The sequence below is a fragment of the Micromonospora sp. AMSO1212t genome (assembly GCF_008868145.1).
Lineage (GTDB): Bacteria > Actinomycetota > Actinomycetes > Mycobacteriales > Micromonosporaceae > Micromonospora > Micromonospora tulbaghiae.
Genome location: NZ_WBKS01000127.1, coordinates 1 through 17,768 on the forward strand (window position 1 = coordinate 1; position 17,768 = coordinate 17,768).

Here is a 17,768-nt window from a genome sequence, read left to right on the forward strand (position 1 = left end):
CCCCCGCCTTCCACCCCGTCGATCATGAAGTTGGCGGTGATTGCTGTCCGATTTGTCGCAGCCAACCTCATGATCGACGGAGCGAGGGCGGGGGTCAGGGGGTCAGGAGGGCCTGCATGCGGGTGATCTCGGCGGACTGCTCGACCGCGACCGCGGTGGCGAACTCCTGCATCGGCTGGTCGACGCCGACCTTGAGCAGGTCGGTGGACATGACGATCGCGCCCCGATGGTGATCGGACATCATCTGCACGAACAGCCTGTCGAACGTCGCACCGCGCGCGTCCGCGAGCCGCCGCATCGCCTCGGCGGACTGCATCCCGCGCATGCTGCCGTGGTCGTGCCCGGGCACGTCGGCGGGCAGGTCACGCGTGCCGAGCCAGGCGCGCAGCAGGCCGACCTCCGGACCCTGCGCGGCGCGGATCCGCTCGGCCACGGCGCGGATGCGCGCGTCGGCGGCGCGCTCGGGCGCGAGCGCCGCCATCTCCAGGGCCTGCTCGTGGTGCGGGATCATCATCCGGACGTACCAGACGTCGAGGCTGTTCCACCGCGGCGTGGTGGCGCCCCGGACCTGCTCGGCGGGGCGGGTCGCGGCAGGCTCCCCCGGGCGCCCCGGCACCAGCACGGGTGGCGCCGGCTCGGCGGCGCTCGCACTCGGCTCGGCCACCGCGACGGTTCCGGCCGCCTCCGGGGTACGGGCGTCGTCGCGCCCGGTCAGCGTCAGCGCGCCGACCACCACGAGGGTCACCAGCGCTGTGACGCCCACCCACACCCGCGCCTGCCGGCTGGTCATACGACGCCTCCTCCGGTCAAGGTGACAGCGATCCTATCCATAGACGAAAGTTCCCTCGTGTGACCCAGATCACATTGATGGACGTCTCCAATAGGTAAGGTGTGGCGAATCATGACCCCCTTTCGAAGGGTGTTGCCGATGATCAACATCCGCACGTCCCGCATCCGGATCGTCAGCCTGGCCGCCGCCGGCCTGCTGCTCGCCGGCGTATTCACCGCGCCCCCGAGCAGCGCGCAGGAGATCCCCCGCGCCCAGGCCGCGCCGACCACGGTGGACAACGCCGTCCCCGGTGTCGACGAGATCTCCAGCAGCCCCAACCTGCGTCAGGTGGCGAACCTGCCGAAGCAGGCGCCGTTCGACACCACGGCCGCCTTCGGCACCGACATCGCCTTCCAGGGGCGGTACGCGTTCGTCGGCAACTACGACGGGTTCGTCGTCTACGACGTCTCCCGCCCGAACCGCCCGACGATCGTGTCGCAGGTGCTCTGCCCCGGCTCGCAGAACGACATCTCGGTCCACGGCAACCTGCTGTTCCTGTCGACCGACTCCTCCCGCAGCGACGACTCCTGCGCCAGCGCCACCCAGCCGGCGTCGGTGAAGGAGTCCTGGGAGGGCATCAAGATCTTCGACATCGGCGACAAGCGCAACCCGCGCTACATCAAGTCGGTCGAGACGGCGTGCGGCTCACACACCCACACGCTCGTGCCCGGCAAGGACAAGCGCAACGTCTACCTGTACGTCTCGTCGTACAGCCCGCGCGCCGACTTCCCGGACTGCCAGCCGCCGCACGACTCCATCTCGATCGTCAAGGTGCCGGTGAAGAACCCCACCACGGCCTCCGTGGTCGCCACGCCGAACCTGTTCCCGGACGGCGGCTACCCGGGCATCCCGGGCCAGTCGTCCGCCACCACCGGCTGCCACGACATCACGGCGTACCCGTCGAAGGACCTGGCCGCGGGCGCCTGCATGGGTGACGGCATCCTGCTGGACATCTCCAACCGCGAGGCGCCCCGGCTGATCGAGCGGGTCACCGACGCGGAGAACTTCGCGTTCTGGCACTCGGCCACGTTCAACAACGCCGGCACCAAGGTCGTCTTCACCGACGAGCTGGGCGGCGGCGGCGCGGCCACCTGCAACGAGGTGGTCGGCCCGAACCGCGGCGCGGACGCCATCTACGACATCACCGGGCGCGGCGACGCCCGCAAGCTGGAGTTCCGCAGCTACTACAAGATCCCCCGCGTCAACGCGGACACGGAGAACTGCGTGGCCCACAACGGCTCGCTGATCCCGGTGCCCGGCCGCGACATCATGGTCCAGGCCTGGTACCAGGGCGGCATCTCGGTGTGGGACTTCACCGACTCGCGCAAGCCCAAGGAGATCGCCTACTGGGAGCGTGGGCCGCTGGACGCCTCGCAGCTGCGTACCGGCGGGTCCTGGTCGGCCTACTGGTACAACGGCCACATCTACTCCAGCGACATCCAGAAGGGACTGGACGTGCTGGAGCTGCGTGACCCGCGTACCTGGCTGGCGCAGTTCCTGCTGGTGCCCGAACTGAACGTGCAGACCCAGGCGGGCTATCTGAGCTGGTGACCCGCTGACCGTCGCCGGGCCCGGTGCTCCCCTCCCGGGGGCGCCGGGCCCGGTGCGGTCACGGCACGGGAACGGACACGTCCAGTGACGATCGACGACCGGACGGCGGTGCCGAGCGACACCCTGATCCGGGCTCTGCACGAACGGCTCGCGCCGTCCCGCGAGGCGTTGCGCCTCGTCTGGACGCACTGCCGGATCGTGTGCGACATCGCCGAACAACTGCTCGACCGCAGCGGCGTGGACGCGGACGTCGCCGTCGTGCGGGCCGGCAGCCTGCTGCACGACATCGGGGTCTACCGCCTCTACGACGCCGACGGGCGGATCGACGAGCGGGGCTACGTGCGGCACGGCGTGCTGGGCCACGCACTGGCGCGGGAGGCGGGGCTGCCCGAGGTGATCGCCCGGTTCTGCTCCCGTCACACCGGCGTCGGGATCACCCGGGCGGACGTCCGCCGGCAAGGGCTGCCGATCCCGGCCGCCGACTACACGGCCGTCACCGCCGAGGAACACCTCGTGATGTACGCCGACAAGTTCCACAGCAAGACCACGCCGCCGTCGTTCGTCTCCGCCGCCTCCTACGCGGTGGCCGTACGGCGCTTCGGCGCGGACAAGGTCGACCGGTTCGCGGCGCTCGTCGAGCGATTCGGCGAGCCGGATCTGTCCACACTCGCCGCCAGGTACCGGCAGCCGATCGTCTGACGCGGTCCGGCGCCACCGCGGTCGTGGTCAGTCGCTCATCGGCAGCCGGTAGTCGCGGGTGCCGCCACCGGCGGTCACCACCCGCACCTCGCCGCTGCGCAGCCCGTACGTCACCGACCAGCGGGTGTGCGACTGGCGTACCGCGTTGAGCAGCCGCAGCGCCCCGGCCGCGTCGACCACCCCACCGGTGCGGTCCAGTTCCTTCGCCAGCACCCCGTACCTGTGGTCCTGGCGCAGTTCCCGGTCCGGCACCCCGACAGCGGGCACGTTCGTCAGCGCCTGCCACGGGCCCTGTCGCCGGTCCACTGTGAGCTTCCCGTCGACGAACTCCACCACCGCGGACGCGCCGGTGGCGTCGGCCAGCAGGTAGTGCAGCGGCGGCCCGCCGTCGAAGTCGAGGTTGTAGCGCCGGAACACGGCGACCGCCTCGTCCACGGTGGCGGCCGAGTCGAGCACCAGGCGCAGGATGCGCACCGAACCCACCTTCGGCCGTCCGGGAACCGGCTCGGCGCGTGCCCCGTCGTCGGCGGCCAGCCCGACCGCGAGACCCCGCTCGTTCATGCCGTCGAACGGCAGCAGCGGCGCGTCCAGCAGCCGCCGGTCCCCCGTCGGGTCGGCGGACACGCCCAGGTACGAGATGTCCACGAGGGAGATCGAGGCGTACCCGTCCGGCGGGTCGGTGCGCAGCACCAGCGCGGGGTTCGGCTGCCAGTCGAAGTTGCGGGCGAACAGCGGCCGGTCGCGGTCGGCGAGCGCGGCGAACAGCGAGCAGCCGAACGGGCTCGGCGGCGTCGAGCCGGCCAGCCCGGCGGTCGGGTCGTAGTCGCCGTCGTACGTCATCTCGTACATCGGCAGGTCGTCGATCTTGCGGAGGCTGGCCAGGGTCCGCTCGACCTGCCCCGCGTCCTGCCGGGAGGCGGTCGGCGAGCCGGCGACGGCCGGCGGGTCGGACCGGCGGCTCTCCCCGCAGGCCGTGCCGAGCAGGAGCAGCGCGAGCCCGCCGGCGATGAGGGTCCTCCGCATGACAGCGACGCTAGAAGAGGCGTCCGCCGATGTCCATCCGGGACCCGGTCAGCTCCGCACGACAGCGAACATCCAGCAGCCGTACACGACGTTGCGGCTGTGCAGCAGGTCCACCGCCGGGTCGGCGAACAACTCCGCGATCACCGCCTCCGGGTCACCGCCGTCGTGTCGCCGTCCGCCCACGATGCGGCCCCGGCTGTCGTACGCGCGCAGCACCTGCTCCCGTGCGCGCCACCGGGACGGGTACGCCGTCACGTCGTCCGGGCCGGCGCAGCCGGTGTCGTGCGCGAACACCGGCCCCACCTCGCGGTACGGGCCCGCTGGCAGCGGCGGGGCGTACCCGAACAGCAGCAGCGCCTCGTCCGGCCGGGCGTCGCGCAGGCAGCAGCGCAGCGGCTCGCCGCCGGTGGCGCGCCGGTGCTCGGGCGGCTGCCCGGTGGCGTCGCGGCCGGTACGGCGCAGCTCGGCGAGCGTCCCGGCGGGCAGCGGGCGGATCCGGAACGCGGTACGGGTGGTCGTCACGGTCCCAGCCTGGCGCGGCCCGGACCGCGGCGCTGGCGGTGATCGGACCTGGCATTCGGGTGCCGCGAAATTGAGCACCGAGCGGGCACCCGCCGGCCGGGTCCGGCGCCGACAATGGCCGGATGGACGTCGACGACTACCGGACCCACTCCCCGTACAGCGATCCCCGCCACCATGCGGCGCTGCTGGACGCCGTGCCCGCCGACCTGCCCACCGTCGCGGCGACAGCCCGCAACGTGATCGTCCACTACCGCGCCGGTGGCGTGGAGCTGCCGGACGTCCGCCGGGCCGAGGTGAACCTGCGCTGGATGGACCGCATCCTCGACGCCGACCAGTCCCGGTTCCCGCTGCCGCTGACCGCCGAGCGCCCGGCCGCCGAGCGGGTCGCCGGCTGCTGCCGGGACCACACGCTGCTCACCGTCGCGGCGCTGCGCCAGCACGGGATCCCGGCACGCAGCCGGATCGGGTTCGTGAGCTACTTCGTGCCCGGCTGGCACCACGACCACGTGGTCGCCGAGTGGTGGGACGGCGAGCGCTGGGTCTGGTCCGATCCGGAGCTGGATCCGGCCGGCGACCGGCCGTTCGACGGCTACGACATCGACCCGGAGGCGGGGCACTTCGAGTCGGCGGCCCGGGTGTGGCTGGCGTACCGGGCGGGCCGGATCGACCCGGACACCTACGGCGTGGACCCGTCGCTGCCGATCCGGGGCGACTGGCTCGTCCACGACTACGTGCTGCTGGAGCTGGCCCACCGGCACAAGGACGAGGTGCTGCTCTGGGACGGTTTCGGGGCGATGACCGAGGACCTGACCGGGGCCGACCTCACGCTCGTCGACGAGGTCGCCGCGCTGCTGGTGGCCGCCGACCGCGGCGACGCCGCCGCCGAGCGGGAGCTGGCCCGGCGGTACGCCTCGGACGCCCGGTTGCGTCCGGGCCCGACGGTCCACTGCGTCGACCCGGTCTCCGGCACGGCCGCCGACGTCGACCTGCGGCGCTGACCGGGCTCACCCGGGCAGGGGCGCCTCGTCGCCGCGGATGCGGCGTGGGTTGACCAGCCGGCGGACCATCGGGGCGGCGTTCCAGCGGGCCGCGCCGACCAGGTCCCGGGCGTGTTCGAGCACCGTGTAGTCGGGCCGGGCCATGCCTTCCGCGATCGCCCGGTCGAGGTCGTTGCCGCAACGGGTGAGCACGCTGTCGAAGTCCCGGCGCACCGGTTCGAGCAGGTCGTAGCCGAAGGAGCGGTGCAGCCGGGCGAACAGCGGCTTGTAGAGGCGGGCCCGCTCGTGCAGCCCCGACGAGTACGACATCGGGTTCTTCGGCCGCTGCCGCACGTACTCCGGCAGCAGGTCCGCGAAGGCCCGCCGGACGATCCACTTCTCCTGCCCGTCGCGCAGTTTCACGCCCAGCGGCAGCCGCATGGCCAGCTCGACGACGCTGAGGTCGAGGAACGGCACCCGGGCCTCCACGCCGTGCGCCATGCTGGCCCGGTCCACCCGTTGCAGCTCGGTCCGGCACAGGTTGCGGATCTTGTGAAGGAACAGGCGGCGGGACCGCTCCGGCCCGACGCGGTGGTACATCGGGTACCCGCCGAACAGCTCGTCCGAGCCGTCGCCGGTGAGCACCACGCGTACGCCCAGCTCGCGCAGCCGCCGGAAGATCGGCACCGAGACGACCGCGTTGATGATGTCGCCGTACTCGGTCAGCTCGGAGATCCGGATCGCCTCGCGGACGTCGGCGAGCCGGATGTCGCGCGGGCGCAGCTCGATCACCTCGTGCGGTACGCCGAGGTCGGCGGCGAGCCGCCGGGCGTACGCGACGTCCGGGCTCTCCGGCACGCCGATGGTGACCGCCACGCAGTCGGGGTGCAGTTCCCGGGCGTGCAGCAGCGCCAGCGAGCTGTCCAGGCCGCCGGAGAGCACCACGCCGACGGTGAGGTCGGTGTCCAGCCGGGCGCGCATCGCGTCGGTGAGCGCGACGCGGACCAGCAGGGCGGCCTCGTCCGGGTCGTCGATCACCGGCAGGCCGTCGCCGAGGGTGAGCAGGTCGACGTGCGGGCCCAGCCGGACCGGGTGGCCGGGTTCGACCCAGCCGTGGTAGCCGGGCGCCACCTCGCCGATCGGCGCACCGTGCCCGACCAGCGCCTTGACCTCGGAGGCGAGGTGCAGGCAGCCGGGCAGGCGGGACCAGTACAGCGGCTTGACCCCGAGCGGGTCGCGGGCCAGGTACGCCCGGCCGGTGTCCCGCTCGACGATCACGAACGCGTACTCGCCGCGCAGCCGGCGTACCGCGTTCTCGCCCCACTGGCGGAACGCGGTGAGCACCACCTCGGTGTCGCCTGTGGTGCGGAACGGGTGCCCCAGCCGGGTCAGCTCGGCGCGTAGCTCGTGGTGGTTGAAGATCTCGCCGTTGAAGCAGAGCAGGTGCCGCTCGTCCGGCGACATCCACGGCTGGACGGACCGTTCCCGGTCCACGATCCTCAGCCGCCGTACGCCGGCGAGGAGGCCGTGTTCCTGCCGGGTCTCGGTGACCTCACCGCGCGGCGCGAGCGCGGCGAGCATCCGCCGGAACGTGGCCGGGTCCGCGTCGGGGCCGATGCTCAGCGCGATGCCGCACACCGGGTCACACCCCCATCTCGGCCTCGTACGCCCGCCGGTACCGGCGGCGGGCGGCCGGGGCGAGGCACACGTGCCAGGCCTGTCCCTCGTCGACCACGTTCACCTCACCGGCGTCCTGGCGGGCCAGCAGCAGTCCGGCGAGCGCCGGGCGGGCGCCGAAGCGGTCGTACCACTCCAGTTCGACGTCGGCGGCCCAGCCGAGGCAGTGCCCGCTGGGCACCATCGCGGCGTACCCGAGGCGGCGTAGCCGGTACTGGTGCTCGGCGCTGCGGGCCAGGCTGGTCACCCACAGCGGCGGCGTGCCGTCCGGCGCGACGGCCGTGAACTCCCGGGCCAGGTCGTTGAGGAGGGCGATCATCTCGCGGCGGGCCCGGCGGAACAGCAGCCCGGCGGTGCGCGGCGTGGCGTCCGGGCGCAGCCGCCGCCGGACCGCCCGCAGCCCGCGTCCCACCACTGTGCCGGGCTGTTCCTGGTAGCGGAACTCGAGCAGGCCGCGGCGGCGCAGCCATTCCAGGTCGACCAGTTCGGTGCTGACGCGGACCTGGTCGTCGGTGAGGAACGTCGCGCTGTCCCGCCACCAGAGCACGTCGATGCGGGAGAGCAGGTAGATCCGGACCAGCGCGGTGAGATCCTGCGCCGAGCTGCGCGCGTTGGGCTGGTAGCGGGCCATCTCCAGCAGCAGCGTCTCCCGGGCGCCGATCAGGCCCTGCGGGGTGGCGTCGAGGACGGCGGCGATGGCCGGTTCGCGCAGCCGCTGGTCGAGCAGCACCTGGCGGGCGGTGGTGGACGGCGCGTCGGCGAGCGCGCCCACCTCGACCAGGAGTTCCGCCACCGCCGCCCGGTACGCGGACAGGTCCGGCGCGATGTCGGCACGCCGGCCGCCGGCGGGCACCCGGCGGGCGGGAGCGGCAGACGTGACGGCGGGGCCGGGCTGGCGACCTGGGCTGCGGCTGGGCACTCGCATGGTCTCCGTCCCCTCTCGGTCAGGACACGGCGTGATTGGGCCTGCACACACCGTAATGAGCCGAGAGGGCGACGATCGTCCCATCTCCCCCGAAGTGCCCGATCAGGTGGCGGACGGTTGCGCCAGCGCCTGCACCTCCTCGTACCCGGGTGGTGCCGGCAGGACCGCCTCGCGACCGGCGGCGACCGCGTCGGCCAGGTGCAGCGCCGCGCCGAGGGCCGCCCGGAACAGCAGCGAGCCGGTGCTGACCCGGCTCACCCCGAGCCGTCCGAGGGCGGCCAGGTCCGGGCCGCCCGGCCGGAACAGCACGTTCAGCGGCAACCCCGCCTCGCCGGCCAGCACGCCGACCAGGTCGTCGGGCGCGCCCGGAACGAACAGGCCGTCGGCGCCGGCGGCCCGGAACAGCGCCGCCCGCCGCCGCGCCTCGTCCAGCGGCGACGGCACGCCCAGCCACCAGGCGTCGGTGCGGGCGTTGACGAAGACCTGCGGTACGGCGGCGCGGACGGCCGCGATCACGGCGGCGACGTGCTCCGCCGGGGCCAGGCGCCCGTCCGGGCGGCCGTCCTCCAGGTTCACGCCGACCACGCCGAGCGCGGCCAGTTCGCCCACGAACCCGGCGACCTCCGCCGGGTCGTCGTGGAAGCCGTCCTCGACGTCCACCGTCAGCAGCGCCGGCAGGTCCCGCAGCCGGTACGCCAGCTCCAGCGTCTCGGCGCGGGTGGCGCGGACCGCGTCCGGCCGGCCGGCGGCCGCCGCCACGCCCAGGCTGGTGGTGCCGATCGCCGGGTGGCCCCGGGTGGCGAGCGCCGCGGCGGAGGCGTGGTCCCAGGCGTTCGGCAGCAGCAGCGGTTCGCCGGGCCGGTGCAGCTCACGGAATGCGCGATACCTGTCGGTCATCACCGGATCACCTCGAGTCGGGTCGTCGGGACGTCAGGGATCGGGGCGGCGGGACGGCAGCGGTGGCGCAGCACGCCGACCACGCCGGCGGCCAGGGCGAGCGCGTGCCGCTGCCCGGGGCAGCCGCGGGGACCGGCGCCGAACGTCAGCGCGGCACGCGCCCGGCCGGCGCGGAAACGGTCCGGCTCCGGGAAGGCCGCAGGGTCGCGGTTGGCCGCATCGAACCGGAGCAGCAGCCGCTCCCCCGCGCGCACCAGCCGGCCGTCCAGGCTCAGCGCGTCGGCGGCGACCCGGCGGGTGACCCGCACCGGCGGGTCGAGGCGCAGCACCTCGGCGAGCAGCGCGTCGGTCCCGAGCCCGTGCGGCGCGGCGAGCCCGTGCCGGACGGTGGCCACGATCAGCCCGGCGGTGGCGTCGGCGGCCTGCACCAGCAGCCCGAGCCGGTTCGCGGTGACCTCGGCCGGAGCGGGCGGCGACATGACCAGCAGCGCCGCCACCGCCCGGTCCGCCCGCCGCGCCGCCGCCGGATCGGCGCCCGGGTGGTAGGCGGCGGCCACCGCCGTCACCTCCGGGACGGCCGCCGCCGGGTCGGCCAGGCCGAGCCGTTCCGCCAGCACCACGAGGGGTACGCGCCGAGCCAGGTCACCGGTCACGTCCACCCGGCCACCGCCGTTGTCCCCGGTCGCGGCGCGGTCGAGGATCCGCCCGGTCAGGCGTTCGGCGGCGAGGCGCAGTTCCCGTGGGTCGAGCGTGTCGAGCGCCGCCACCCCGACGGCTCGCCGCGCGGCATGCCGGTCCGGCGGACTGAACCGGCTCACCGAGGCGCGCAGCCACGCCAGGCCACCCTCCGGCGCCTCCTCGGCGGGCGGCACCACGCAGCGGGGATCGGTCAGGACGGAGACGACGTCCGCGTACCGGGTGACCACCCAGCCGCCGTCGCCCGAGGTCGGCGGCCCGCAGGGCGGTGTGCCCGGAGCAGCCGTGATCGTCGGTGAATCCATCGCCCGACCGTAGGGCGCTGACAGTTCGGTCCGGACCGAACGATCCGGCCGGGCACACCGGCGGTCAGACGCGGGCGGGACCGGTGCCGCGGGCGCGGGCGGGTCAGGCGCGCGCCGGGCCGCTGTCGCGGGATGCGGGCGGGGCCAGCAGCGCAGTGTCGAGCGCGAGCGCCTCGGCCAGCGCGTCCCGGCCGGACGGGGTGAGCCGTACCGCCCGTCCGGTCCCCCGCGTCGTCCAGCCGAGGTCGAGGAAGCGTCCGCACAGCGCCGCCCCGAGCGCGCCGGCCAGGTGCGGACGTCGCTCGGTCCAGTCCAGGCAGTCGCGGACGAGCGGCCGCCGCGTCGCGCGCAGCGGTTCGACCGGCACGCCGAGACCGGCCAGCCAGGTCACGCCGTTGCCGGTCAGCGCCAGGCCACCGGAGCGGTCGAGCACACCACGGTCGAGCAGGGCGTCGTACACCAGCACGCCGAGCCGCCCGGCCAGGTGGTCGTAGCAGGTGCGGGCGTACGCCAGGGCGGCGCCGGCCGACGCGGCGCGCAACGTGCGGGGCGGGGTGGCCCGGGCGGGCGCCCGCGCGGCCAGGTCCTCGACGAGCTGGGCGACGCCCGGGTCGGCGAGGCGGACGTACCGGTGGCGGCCCTGCCGCTCCTCGACGAGCAGGCCGCCGGCCACCAGCCGGGTGAGGTGGTCGCTCGCCGTGGACGCGGCGACCCCGGCGGCGCGGGCCAGTTCCCCGGCGGTCCAGGCGCGGCCGTCGAGCAGGGCGAGGCAGAAGCCGGCCCGGGTGGGGTCGGCGAGCAGCGCGGCGAACCCGGCGAGTCCGCGGCCGTCGGCGCCAGTGGTCATCGGCCCATGCTGACACGGGCACGGTTCGGGCCGCGCCGAACGGTGCCCCAGTCCTTTACACAGTCGTCTCCAACGTTGTAGAAACGGGGCACCGCAGTGACCTCCGTCTACTCCGAGGCAGGCCCGATGGGACACCTCCGCCGCGGTGGCGCGCTCGCCGCCGTACTCACGCTTCTGCTCGCCGGTGCGGCCCCCGCGTCCGCCGCCGGGCCCGACCGCTACCGCAACCCGGTCTCCGCCGGGTTCGCCGACACCTTCGCCGACCCGGTAGTGGTGCGCGGCGACGACGGACTCTGGTACGCCTTCGGCACCTCCGACCCGCTGCGCGAGGGCGAGGGGCGCACGCACCGGGTGCCGATCGCCCGCTCCGCCGACCTGGTCGACTGGGTATACGCCGGCGACGCGTTCGCCCCGGACCAGCGGCCCGCCTACGCCGCTCCCGGCGCCGCGTTCTGGGCGCCCGACGTGCGGCGGGTGGCGGGCCGGTGGGTGATGTACGTGACGGTCACCGACACCACCGTCTCCGACGACACGTTCGACACCGCCGTGGGCGTGGCCACAGCGCCGAGCCCGGCGGGCCCGTGGACGTTCGCCGACACGCCTGTGGTCGCGCCGCGCCCGGGTGCCGGCGGCGGTTACCTGTGGACGATCGACCCGAGCCAGCTCACCGGCGCCGACGGCCGCCACTGGCTCTACTACGGCAGCTACTACGGCGGCATCTCGGTCACCGAGCTGTCCCCGGACGGGCTGCGCGCCGTCGGCACCTCGACGCCGGTCGCGGTCGACAACAAGTTCGAGGGCGGATACGTGCTGCGCCGCGACGGCTGGTACTATGTGTTCGCCTCCACCGCGAACTGCTGCGCCGGGCCGGCCACCGGCTACTCCGTCCAGGTCGGCCGGTCCCGTGACCCGCGCGGCCCGTTCACCGACCGCGACGGGCAGCGCCTCGACGTGTCCCGGGCCGGCGGCACGCCCGTGCTCACCCAGAACGGCAACCGCTGGATCGGCACCGGGCACAACGCGGTCCTCACCGACCTGTCCGGGCAGGACTGGATCGTCTACCACGCGATCGACCGCGCCGACCCGTACCTGGACGAGCCGTTCGGCGTCAACGAGCGGCCGATGCTGCTGGACCGCCTCGACTGGATCGACGGGTGGCCCACAGTGAACGCGGGCGCCGGCCCCTCCGACACCGCCCGGCCCGCGCCCGTCACCACCGGCCCGGTCGACGCCCGTTTCGCCACCGCCGACCTGCGCGGCTGGCGGGCCGAGCACGGCCGCTGGCAGGCCGCCGGCGGGGTGCTGACCGGCAGCGGCACGCTCACCTCGCGTACCCGGATCGGCGGTGACCTGCGGGTGGAGACCGACCTGCGGCTGACCGGCGCGGCCACCGCCGGGCTGCGGCTGGGCGGCGTGGACGTCCGCGTCGGGCGCGGCCGGCTGACCGCCGGCGCGGCGACCACGGCGCTGCCCGCCGGCCTCGACCTGCGCGACCGGCACAACCTCGCGATCGAGGTACGCGGGCGGCAGCTCGTCGCCACGCTCAGCCCGTCCCGCCTCGGCGACCCGGTCGCCCGGGTGTCGCTGCGCCTGTCCCGCCCCGCGGCGGGTGACCTCTCCGTGCGTGCCGAGGGCGGTCCGGCCGAGTTCGACAACGTCAGCGCCGCCCGGCTCCACCGGTCGGTGCGGCACGCCGTCCCCGACCCGCGCGTCGGCCCGGTGCTGCGCGGCTTCAGCGACGAGTTCACCGGCGGGCTCGACCCGGCCTGGCAGTGGGTACGTCAGGACCCGGCCGCCACCGTGTCCGGCGGCGCGCTGCGCTGGCCGGTGCAGGACGCCGACCTGTCCGGCACCGGCAACACCGCCGGGGTGCTGCTGCGCGACGCGCCGGCCGGGAACTACGTCGCCGAGACGAAGGTGACGCTGGACCTGGGCGAGGACAGCGTGCGCAACTACCAGCAGGCGGGCCTGGTCGCGTACGTCGACGACGACCGGTTCGCCCGGCTGACCCAGGTGGCGATCTGGAACACCCGGCAGGTGGAGTACGGCTACGAGCTGCCCTTCGCCGGTCAGCCCGTGTACGGCGGCAGCATCGTCGGAACCCCCGGCACCACCACCTGGCTGCGGCTGGCCCACCGGATCGACCCGGTCGACGGCGAGCACGAGTTCCGGGCCGGGTCCAGCCGCGACGGCAAGCACTGGACGTGGGGCGCGGTGTGGACGTTCCCGGCGGGCACGACGCCCCGGATCGGGCTGGTGGCGCACGGCGGCGCGGCACCGGCGGTGACGGCCGAGTTCGACTACCTGCGCTTCCACCGCTGACACTCGGGGCCGTCCCCTGTCGTGGGGGCGGCCCCGGCTCAGCCGCCGGAACGCGGGCAGGCGGTGCTCAGCTCGCTGACCGTGCGGGTGTCGCCGTCGTAGCTGCGCGCCGCCACGAACGACCCGGCCGGCGGGTGCGCCGCGGCGACCGCCCGGGCCCGGCGCCGGTCCGCCGCGCCGAACCGCAACGCCAGGCTCAGGTGCGGCACCCACCGGCCGGGCTGGTGCCACGAGTGCCCGCCGGACGCCTCGGCGAGCACGTCCCAGACCGCGCCGTGCAGCGCGACGAGCTGCGGTGTCGGCCGGACCAGCCACACCAGCGGCGCGCTGCCGTCGAGCACCGCCACCCGGCCCAGCCGCACCGGCAGCGGCAGCGCCGCGTCGCAGAGGTCGGCCAGCCGCTGCTCGGCGCCGGGCGGGAACTCCTCGACCGAGGCGAGCGTCAGGTGCGGCCGGTTCGTCGGGTGCGTGTTGCGGGCCAGGCTGGGCAGCCCGGCGGCGGCGAGCCGGTCCCAGGCAGCGCGAACCGCCGCTTCCAGCTCGGGCGAGCAGAGCAGTTCGACCGTCCGCACGTGATCAGGCTAGTCGGCGTCAGCCGCCCGCGACGCCCCGTACGTCAGAGCCAGCCGGCCTCGCGCGCCCGCCGCACCGCCTCCGCCCGGTCGGCGGCGCCGAGCTTCTGCACACAGGCGCTCAGGTGGTTGCGGACCGTTCCGGCGGCCAGATGGGTCCGCCGGGCGATCACCGTGACCGGGGTGCCCAGCTCGGCCAGCCGCAGCGTCTCCAGCTCACGCGGCGTGAGCGGGCACTCCGGCAGCGTGAGCGCCTCGGCCGCGAGTGCGGGATCGACGTAGCGGGCGCCGGAGTGCACCCGGCGGATCACGTCGGCCAGCGCGCCGCCGGGGGCGCCCTTGGCGAGGAACCCGCGTACCCCGGCGGTGAGCGCCGGCCGGAGCTGAGCGGGCCGGCCGTGTCCGGTGAGGATCACCGGGGCGCAGCCGGGCAGCGCCCGGGTCAGCTCGGCGGCGACCTCGACGCCGCCGGGCGGCGGCATCTCCAGGTCGAGCACGGCGACGTCCGGGCGGTGGGCCAGCGCCGCGTCCAGGGCGCTGCGCCCGTCGTGGGCGTGCGCGACGACCTCGATGTCCGGTTCCAGGTCGAGCAGCGCGGCGAGGGCGAGCCGGATCAGCTCCTCGTCGTCGGCCAGCAGCACTCGGATCACGGCGTCACCGGCACTGTGGCCACCAGGCTGAACACGCCGTCGGCGACGTGCGTCCGGACCCGGCCGCCGGCCGGAGCGAGCCGGTCGGCCAGGCCGCGCAGGCCGCCGCTGAGCCGATCCGGTCCGCCGTCGTCGCGGACGCCGTCGTTGCGTACGGTCAGCGTCACCACGCCGTCGGTCCGGGTGATCTCGATCCGGCACCAGCCGGCCCGGCTGTGCCGCAGCACGTTCGTCCCGGCCTCGCGCAGCACGGCGGCCAGGTCGGCGGCGATCGGCGCGGGCACCTCACCGGCCGGCGGGACCACTGTCGTGAGTACCCCACTGGAGCGCAGCACCTCCCCCACCGCGGCGACCTGCTCGGCCAGGTCGACGGCGCGGTAGCCGTGCACCGCCGCCCGTACCCGGGTCAGCGCCGAGCCGGCCAGCCGCCGGGCCTCCGCCGCCTCCCGGGCGGCCCGGGCGGCGTCGCGCGGCGCCAGCCGCTCCGCCAGCTCGGCCTTGAGCGCGATCACTGTGAGGTCGTGGCCGAGCAGATCGTGTACGTCCCGGGCGAAGCGCAACCGTTCCTCGGCCGCGGCGAGCCGCGCCTGGGCGGCCTGCCCCTGCCGGGCCTCCACGAGCAGGTCCCAGAACCAGACCTGCACCCAGGTGAGCGCGGCGATCCCGGCGCCCACGACGCCGGTGACCAGCAGCGCCGCGGGCACCGGCCCAACTGTCGACCAGGTGACGGCGGCGGACACCGCGAGTACGCCGGCCGCCGCCACCGCCGCGACGACGGGCCGGAACAGCAGCGGCGTCATGCCGACCAGGGACGCCCCGAGCCACGCCCAGGTGGGCCAGGATCCGGCTGCGACCGGGCCGAGCAGCGGCAGGCTGAGCAGCGCCGCCACGATCAACGCGGCGTTCCGGCGGCGGCGGGCCGGTACGGGCAGCCACGGCGTGACCGCCGCGTGCAGCACCGCGATCTGGGCGACGGTGAACGCGAGCAGCCCGGCGGCGCCGAGCACGACGCGTACCGGGTCGGGTTCACGGGCCAGGCCGACGACGGGCAGCAGCACAGTGGTCCACACGTTCGTGGCCAGCGACAGCAGGGTGACCCGCCGGGCCCGGCGCAGCCGGTGGTCAGCGGAATCGACTGTCATGCCCGCCGATCCTAGGGCGTGCGCCGGCTCGCCCACCCCCGGGAAATGTCACGGCCGGACCGTGCGATCCGCACGGTTTCCCGGTGACGGACGCGCCTTCTCCGGTGCGCCGGGCGGCGGCAGGGTCAGGGCATGACGGACATGACTGTGGTCGTACCCCGGCGGTGGGCCGGGTGGGCGCGGACCCGGCACCTGGCCGGGATGGTGGTGGCGATGGTGGCCGGGATGGTGCTGCTCGGGCCGCTGTGGCAGGTGGGCGGGAGCCTGCTGGACGGCACGGCGGTGCTGGCGCGGCCGGACGTGGGCGCGCTGGTGATGGCGACGGACATGGCGGCGGGCATGGCCGCGTGGATGTGGTACCGGGGGGACGGCCGGGCCGCCACCGCGGAGATGTCGGCGGCCATGTACGTGCCGTTCCTGCTGCTGCTCCCGCCCTGGTGGGCCGGGTGGGTCGGGGACGACGCGCTGCTGCTCGGCGGTCACCTGCTGATGGTGCCGGCGATGCTGCTGGTGGCGCTGCGTCACCGGCACGCGGCCGCGGCGCCGCCGCGGCACCCGTTCGCCGCGGCGGTGGCGCGGGGGTGGCCCGCCGGACTGGGGCTGCTCATGACCGTGGACATGTGGTTCGCGCCCAGCGTCTTCGCGCCGTGGACGCTGCTGGTCCTGCCCGCCGGCTACCTGCTGATCGGCACCTGGCGGCGGCAGTGGGGCGACCGGCGGGCGCTGGCGGCGCAGCTCGCCGGGGCGGCCGTGTGGGGCGGTCTGGCGGTGGTGGCGATGACGGCGTCCGCCGACGTCGCCGGGGTGCTGGTGGGCGTGGGCTGGCTCGGGCACGCCGCCTGGGACGCCTGGTACCACCGCACCGGCACGGTGGTGCCGCGCGGGTACGCGCTGTGGTGCGCGGTGTTCGACGTCGGGGTGGGTCTCACCACGCTGCTGGCCGTCCTGTCCCGGTGATCCGGCGGGGGCACGGGGCTGCGCCGGATCACCCGGAGGGGACGGCACGGCGTGGCGCGGCGAACGTTTACCCCGGTCGCCGCGACCGCCGGTAGGCGGTGATGAAAAACTTGTCGGATGAGCGCCGCACCGACCCCGACCGACCCCGCCATTTCCGACGACGCCGAGGACACCGCCGCCTTCGCGGATCTCGGGCTGCGCACCGAGTTGCTGGGCGCGCTTGCCGCGCTCGGCTACGAGGAACCCACCCCGATCCAGCGGGAGGCGATCCCTCCGCTGCTGGCCGGGCAGGATCTGCTGGGACAGGCGGCGACCGGTACGGGCAAGACCGCCGCGTTCGCCCTGCCGCTGTTGCAGCGGATGCCGGTGGGCCGGCCGGACGGCGACCCGGTGTCGCTGGTGCTGGTGCCGACCCGTGAGCTGGCCGTGCAGGTTTCCGAGGCGTTCCACCGCTACGGCAAGGACCTGGGCGCCCGGGTGCTGCCGATCTACGGTGGTCAGCCGATCGGCCGGCAGCTGCGCGCGCTCGACCACGGGGTGGATGTGGTGGTGGCGACGCCGGGCCGGGCGCTGGACCACATCGCCCGCGGCACGCTGCGGCTCGGCGCGCTGAGCACGGTGGTGCTGGACGAGGCGGACGAGATGCTCGACATGGGCTTCGCCGAGGACATCGAGGCGATCCTGGAGCACGCCCCGGCCGGCCGGCAGACGGTGCTGTTCTCGGCCACCATGCCGGCCCGCATCGACGGGCTGGCCCGGCAGCACCTGACCGACCCGGTCCGCATCCGGATCGAGCGGGAGCGGCCGGTCGCCGGGGAGGCGCCCCGGGTGCGGCAGAGCGCGTACATCGTGGCCCGGGGGCACAAGCCGGCCGCGCTGGGCCGGGTGCTGGACGTCGAGTCGCCCACCGCGGCGATCGTGTTCTGCCGCAGCCGTGAGGAGGTGGACCGGCTCACCGAGACGATGAACGGCCGGGGCTACCGGGCCGAGGCGCTGCACGGCGGGATGAGCCAGGAGCAGCGGGACCGGGTGATGGGCCGGCTGCGCTCCGGCACGGCCGACCTGCTGGTCGCCACCGACGTGGCCGCCCGAGGGCTGGACGTCGAGCAGCTCACCCACGTGGTCAACTACGACGTCCCGTCCGCCCCGGAGTCGTACGTCCACCGCATCGGCCGGG

General features: G+C 75.0%; 17 protein-coding genes. 6 read left to right on the plus strand and 11 right to left on the minus strand.

Going from position 1 to position 17,768, the window contains the following annotated elements:
• Positions 1-94 precede the first annotated feature (94 nt).
• A complete protein-coding gene (locus F8279_RS24510; protein WP_151501188.1) occupies positions 95-790 on the minus strand; it encodes a DUF305 domain-containing protein in 696 nt (231 codons plus the stop codon).
• Positions 791-928: 138 nt separating this feature from the next.
• Here F8279_RS24510 and F8279_RS24515 point away from each other — a divergent pair, with 138 nt between their 5' ends.
• Entirely contained in the window at positions 929-2,380 is a 1,452-nt protein-coding gene (locus F8279_RS24515; RefSeq protein ID WP_151501189.1) for an LVIVD repeat-containing protein, read from the plus strand.
• 84 nt (positions 2,381-2,464) lie between these two features.
• Complete coding sequence (locus F8279_RS24520) at positions 2,465-3,079, plus strand: HD domain-containing protein (protein ID WP_151501190.1); 615 nt, start codon at positions 2,465-2,467, stop codon at positions 3,077-3,079.
• Positions 3,080-3,106: 27 nt separating this feature from the next.
• Here F8279_RS24520 and F8279_RS24525 read toward each other — a convergent pair whose 3' ends face one another.
• Positions 3,107-4,102, minus strand: a complete 996-nt coding sequence (locus tag F8279_RS24525) for a carcinine hydrolase/isopenicillin-N N-acyltransferase family protein (RefSeq protein ID WP_151501191.1) — start codon at positions 4,100-4,102, stop codon at positions 3,107-3,109.
• Between the two features lie 48 nt (positions 4,103-4,150).
• Entirely contained in the window at positions 4,151-4,624 is a 474-nt protein-coding gene (locus F8279_RS24530; protein WP_151501192.1) for a DUF1203 domain-containing protein, read from the minus strand.
• A gap of 122 nt (positions 4,625-4,746) precedes the next feature.
• Here F8279_RS24530 and F8279_RS24535 point away from each other — a divergent pair, with 122 nt between their 5' ends.
• Positions 4,747-5,622: a transglutaminase domain-containing protein gene (locus tag F8279_RS24535; protein ID WP_151501193.1), complete on the plus strand. Its 876-nt coding sequence runs from the start codon at positions 4,747-4,749 to the stop codon at positions 5,620-5,622.
• A 6-nt stretch (positions 5,623-5,628) separates the two neighbouring features.
• Here the strand turns inward: F8279_RS24535 and F8279_RS24540 are convergent, their stop codons facing one another.
• From F8279_RS24540 to F8279_RS24560, 5 genes are all read right to left on the minus strand, one after another.
• On the minus strand, positions 5,629-7,239 hold the full coding sequence (locus F8279_RS24540) for an asparagine synthetase B (protein ID WP_151501194.1): 1,611 nt from the start codon (positions 7,237-7,239) through the stop codon (positions 5,629-5,631).
• Between the two features lie 4 nt (positions 7,240-7,243).
• A complete protein-coding gene (locus tag F8279_RS24545; RefSeq protein ID WP_151501195.1) occupies positions 7,244-8,203 on the minus strand; it encodes a hypothetical protein in 960 nt (319 codons plus the stop codon).
• Positions 8,204-8,305: 102 nt separating this feature from the next.
• Positions 8,306-9,100 (minus strand): isocitrate lyase/phosphoenolpyruvate mutase family protein, encoded by a 795-nt coding sequence (locus tag F8279_RS24550; RefSeq protein WP_151501196.1) that lies wholly within the window; start codon positions 9,098-9,100, stop codon positions 8,306-8,308.
• A complete protein-coding gene (locus F8279_RS24555; RefSeq protein ID WP_225853399.1) occupies positions 9,100-10,101 on the minus strand; it encodes a cytochrome P450 in 1,002 nt (333 codons plus the stop codon). The genes F8279_RS24550 and F8279_RS24555 overlap by 1 nt, the downstream gene beginning before the upstream one ends.
• A gap of 103 nt (positions 10,102-10,204) precedes the next feature.
• Positions 10,205-10,948: a helix-turn-helix transcriptional regulator gene (locus tag F8279_RS24560; protein ID WP_151501197.1), complete on the minus strand. Its 744-nt coding sequence runs from the start codon at positions 10,946-10,948 to the stop codon at positions 10,205-10,207.
• Positions 10,949-11,074: 126 nt separating this feature from the next.
• On the opposite strand from F8279_RS24560, the gene F8279_RS24565 reads away from it, so the two are divergent.
• On the plus strand, positions 11,075-13,270 hold the full coding sequence (locus F8279_RS24565; RefSeq protein ID WP_151501198.1) for a family 43 glycosylhydrolase: 2,196 nt from the start codon (positions 11,075-11,077) through the stop codon (positions 13,268-13,270).
• A 38-nt stretch (positions 13,271-13,308) separates the two neighbouring features.
• Here the strand turns inward: F8279_RS24565 and F8279_RS24570 are convergent, their stop codons facing one another.
• Genes F8279_RS24570 through F8279_RS24580 form a run of 3 tightly spaced genes read right to left on the minus strand, consistent with a single transcriptional unit; the run spans position 13,309 to position 15,634 of the window.
• Positions 13,309-13,842 (minus strand): 2'-5' RNA ligase family protein, encoded by a 534-nt coding sequence (locus F8279_RS24570; protein ID WP_151501199.1) that lies wholly within the window; start codon positions 13,840-13,842, stop codon positions 13,309-13,311.
• 44 nt (positions 13,843-13,886) lie between these two features.
• The gene (locus tag F8279_RS24575) at positions 13,887-14,492 is read right to left on the minus strand and encodes a response regulator transcription factor (RefSeq protein WP_151501200.1); all 606 of its coding nucleotides are present in this window, start codon (positions 14,490-14,492) and stop codon (positions 13,887-13,889) included.
• Positions 14,489-15,634, minus strand: coding sequence for a sensor histidine kinase (locus F8279_RS24580; protein WP_151501201.1), 1,146 nt, complete (start codon positions 15,632-15,634; stop codon positions 14,489-14,491). Before F8279_RS24580 ends, F8279_RS24575 begins: the two co-directional genes overlap by 4 nt.
• Before the next feature lie 132 nt (positions 15,635-15,766).
• Here F8279_RS24580 and F8279_RS24585 point away from each other — a divergent pair, with 132 nt between their 5' ends.
• Together F8279_RS24585 and F8279_RS24590 are read left to right on the plus strand one after the other, a co-directional pair.
• Positions 15,767-16,591, plus strand: coding sequence for a hypothetical protein (locus F8279_RS24585; protein WP_151501202.1), 825 nt, complete (start codon positions 15,767-15,769; stop codon positions 16,589-16,591).
• Positions 16,592-16,708: 117 nt separating this feature from the next.
• A partial coding sequence (locus tag F8279_RS24590; RefSeq protein WP_151501203.1) for a DEAD/DEAH box helicase occupies positions 16,709-17,768 on the plus strand: 1,060 nt, incomplete at its 3' end.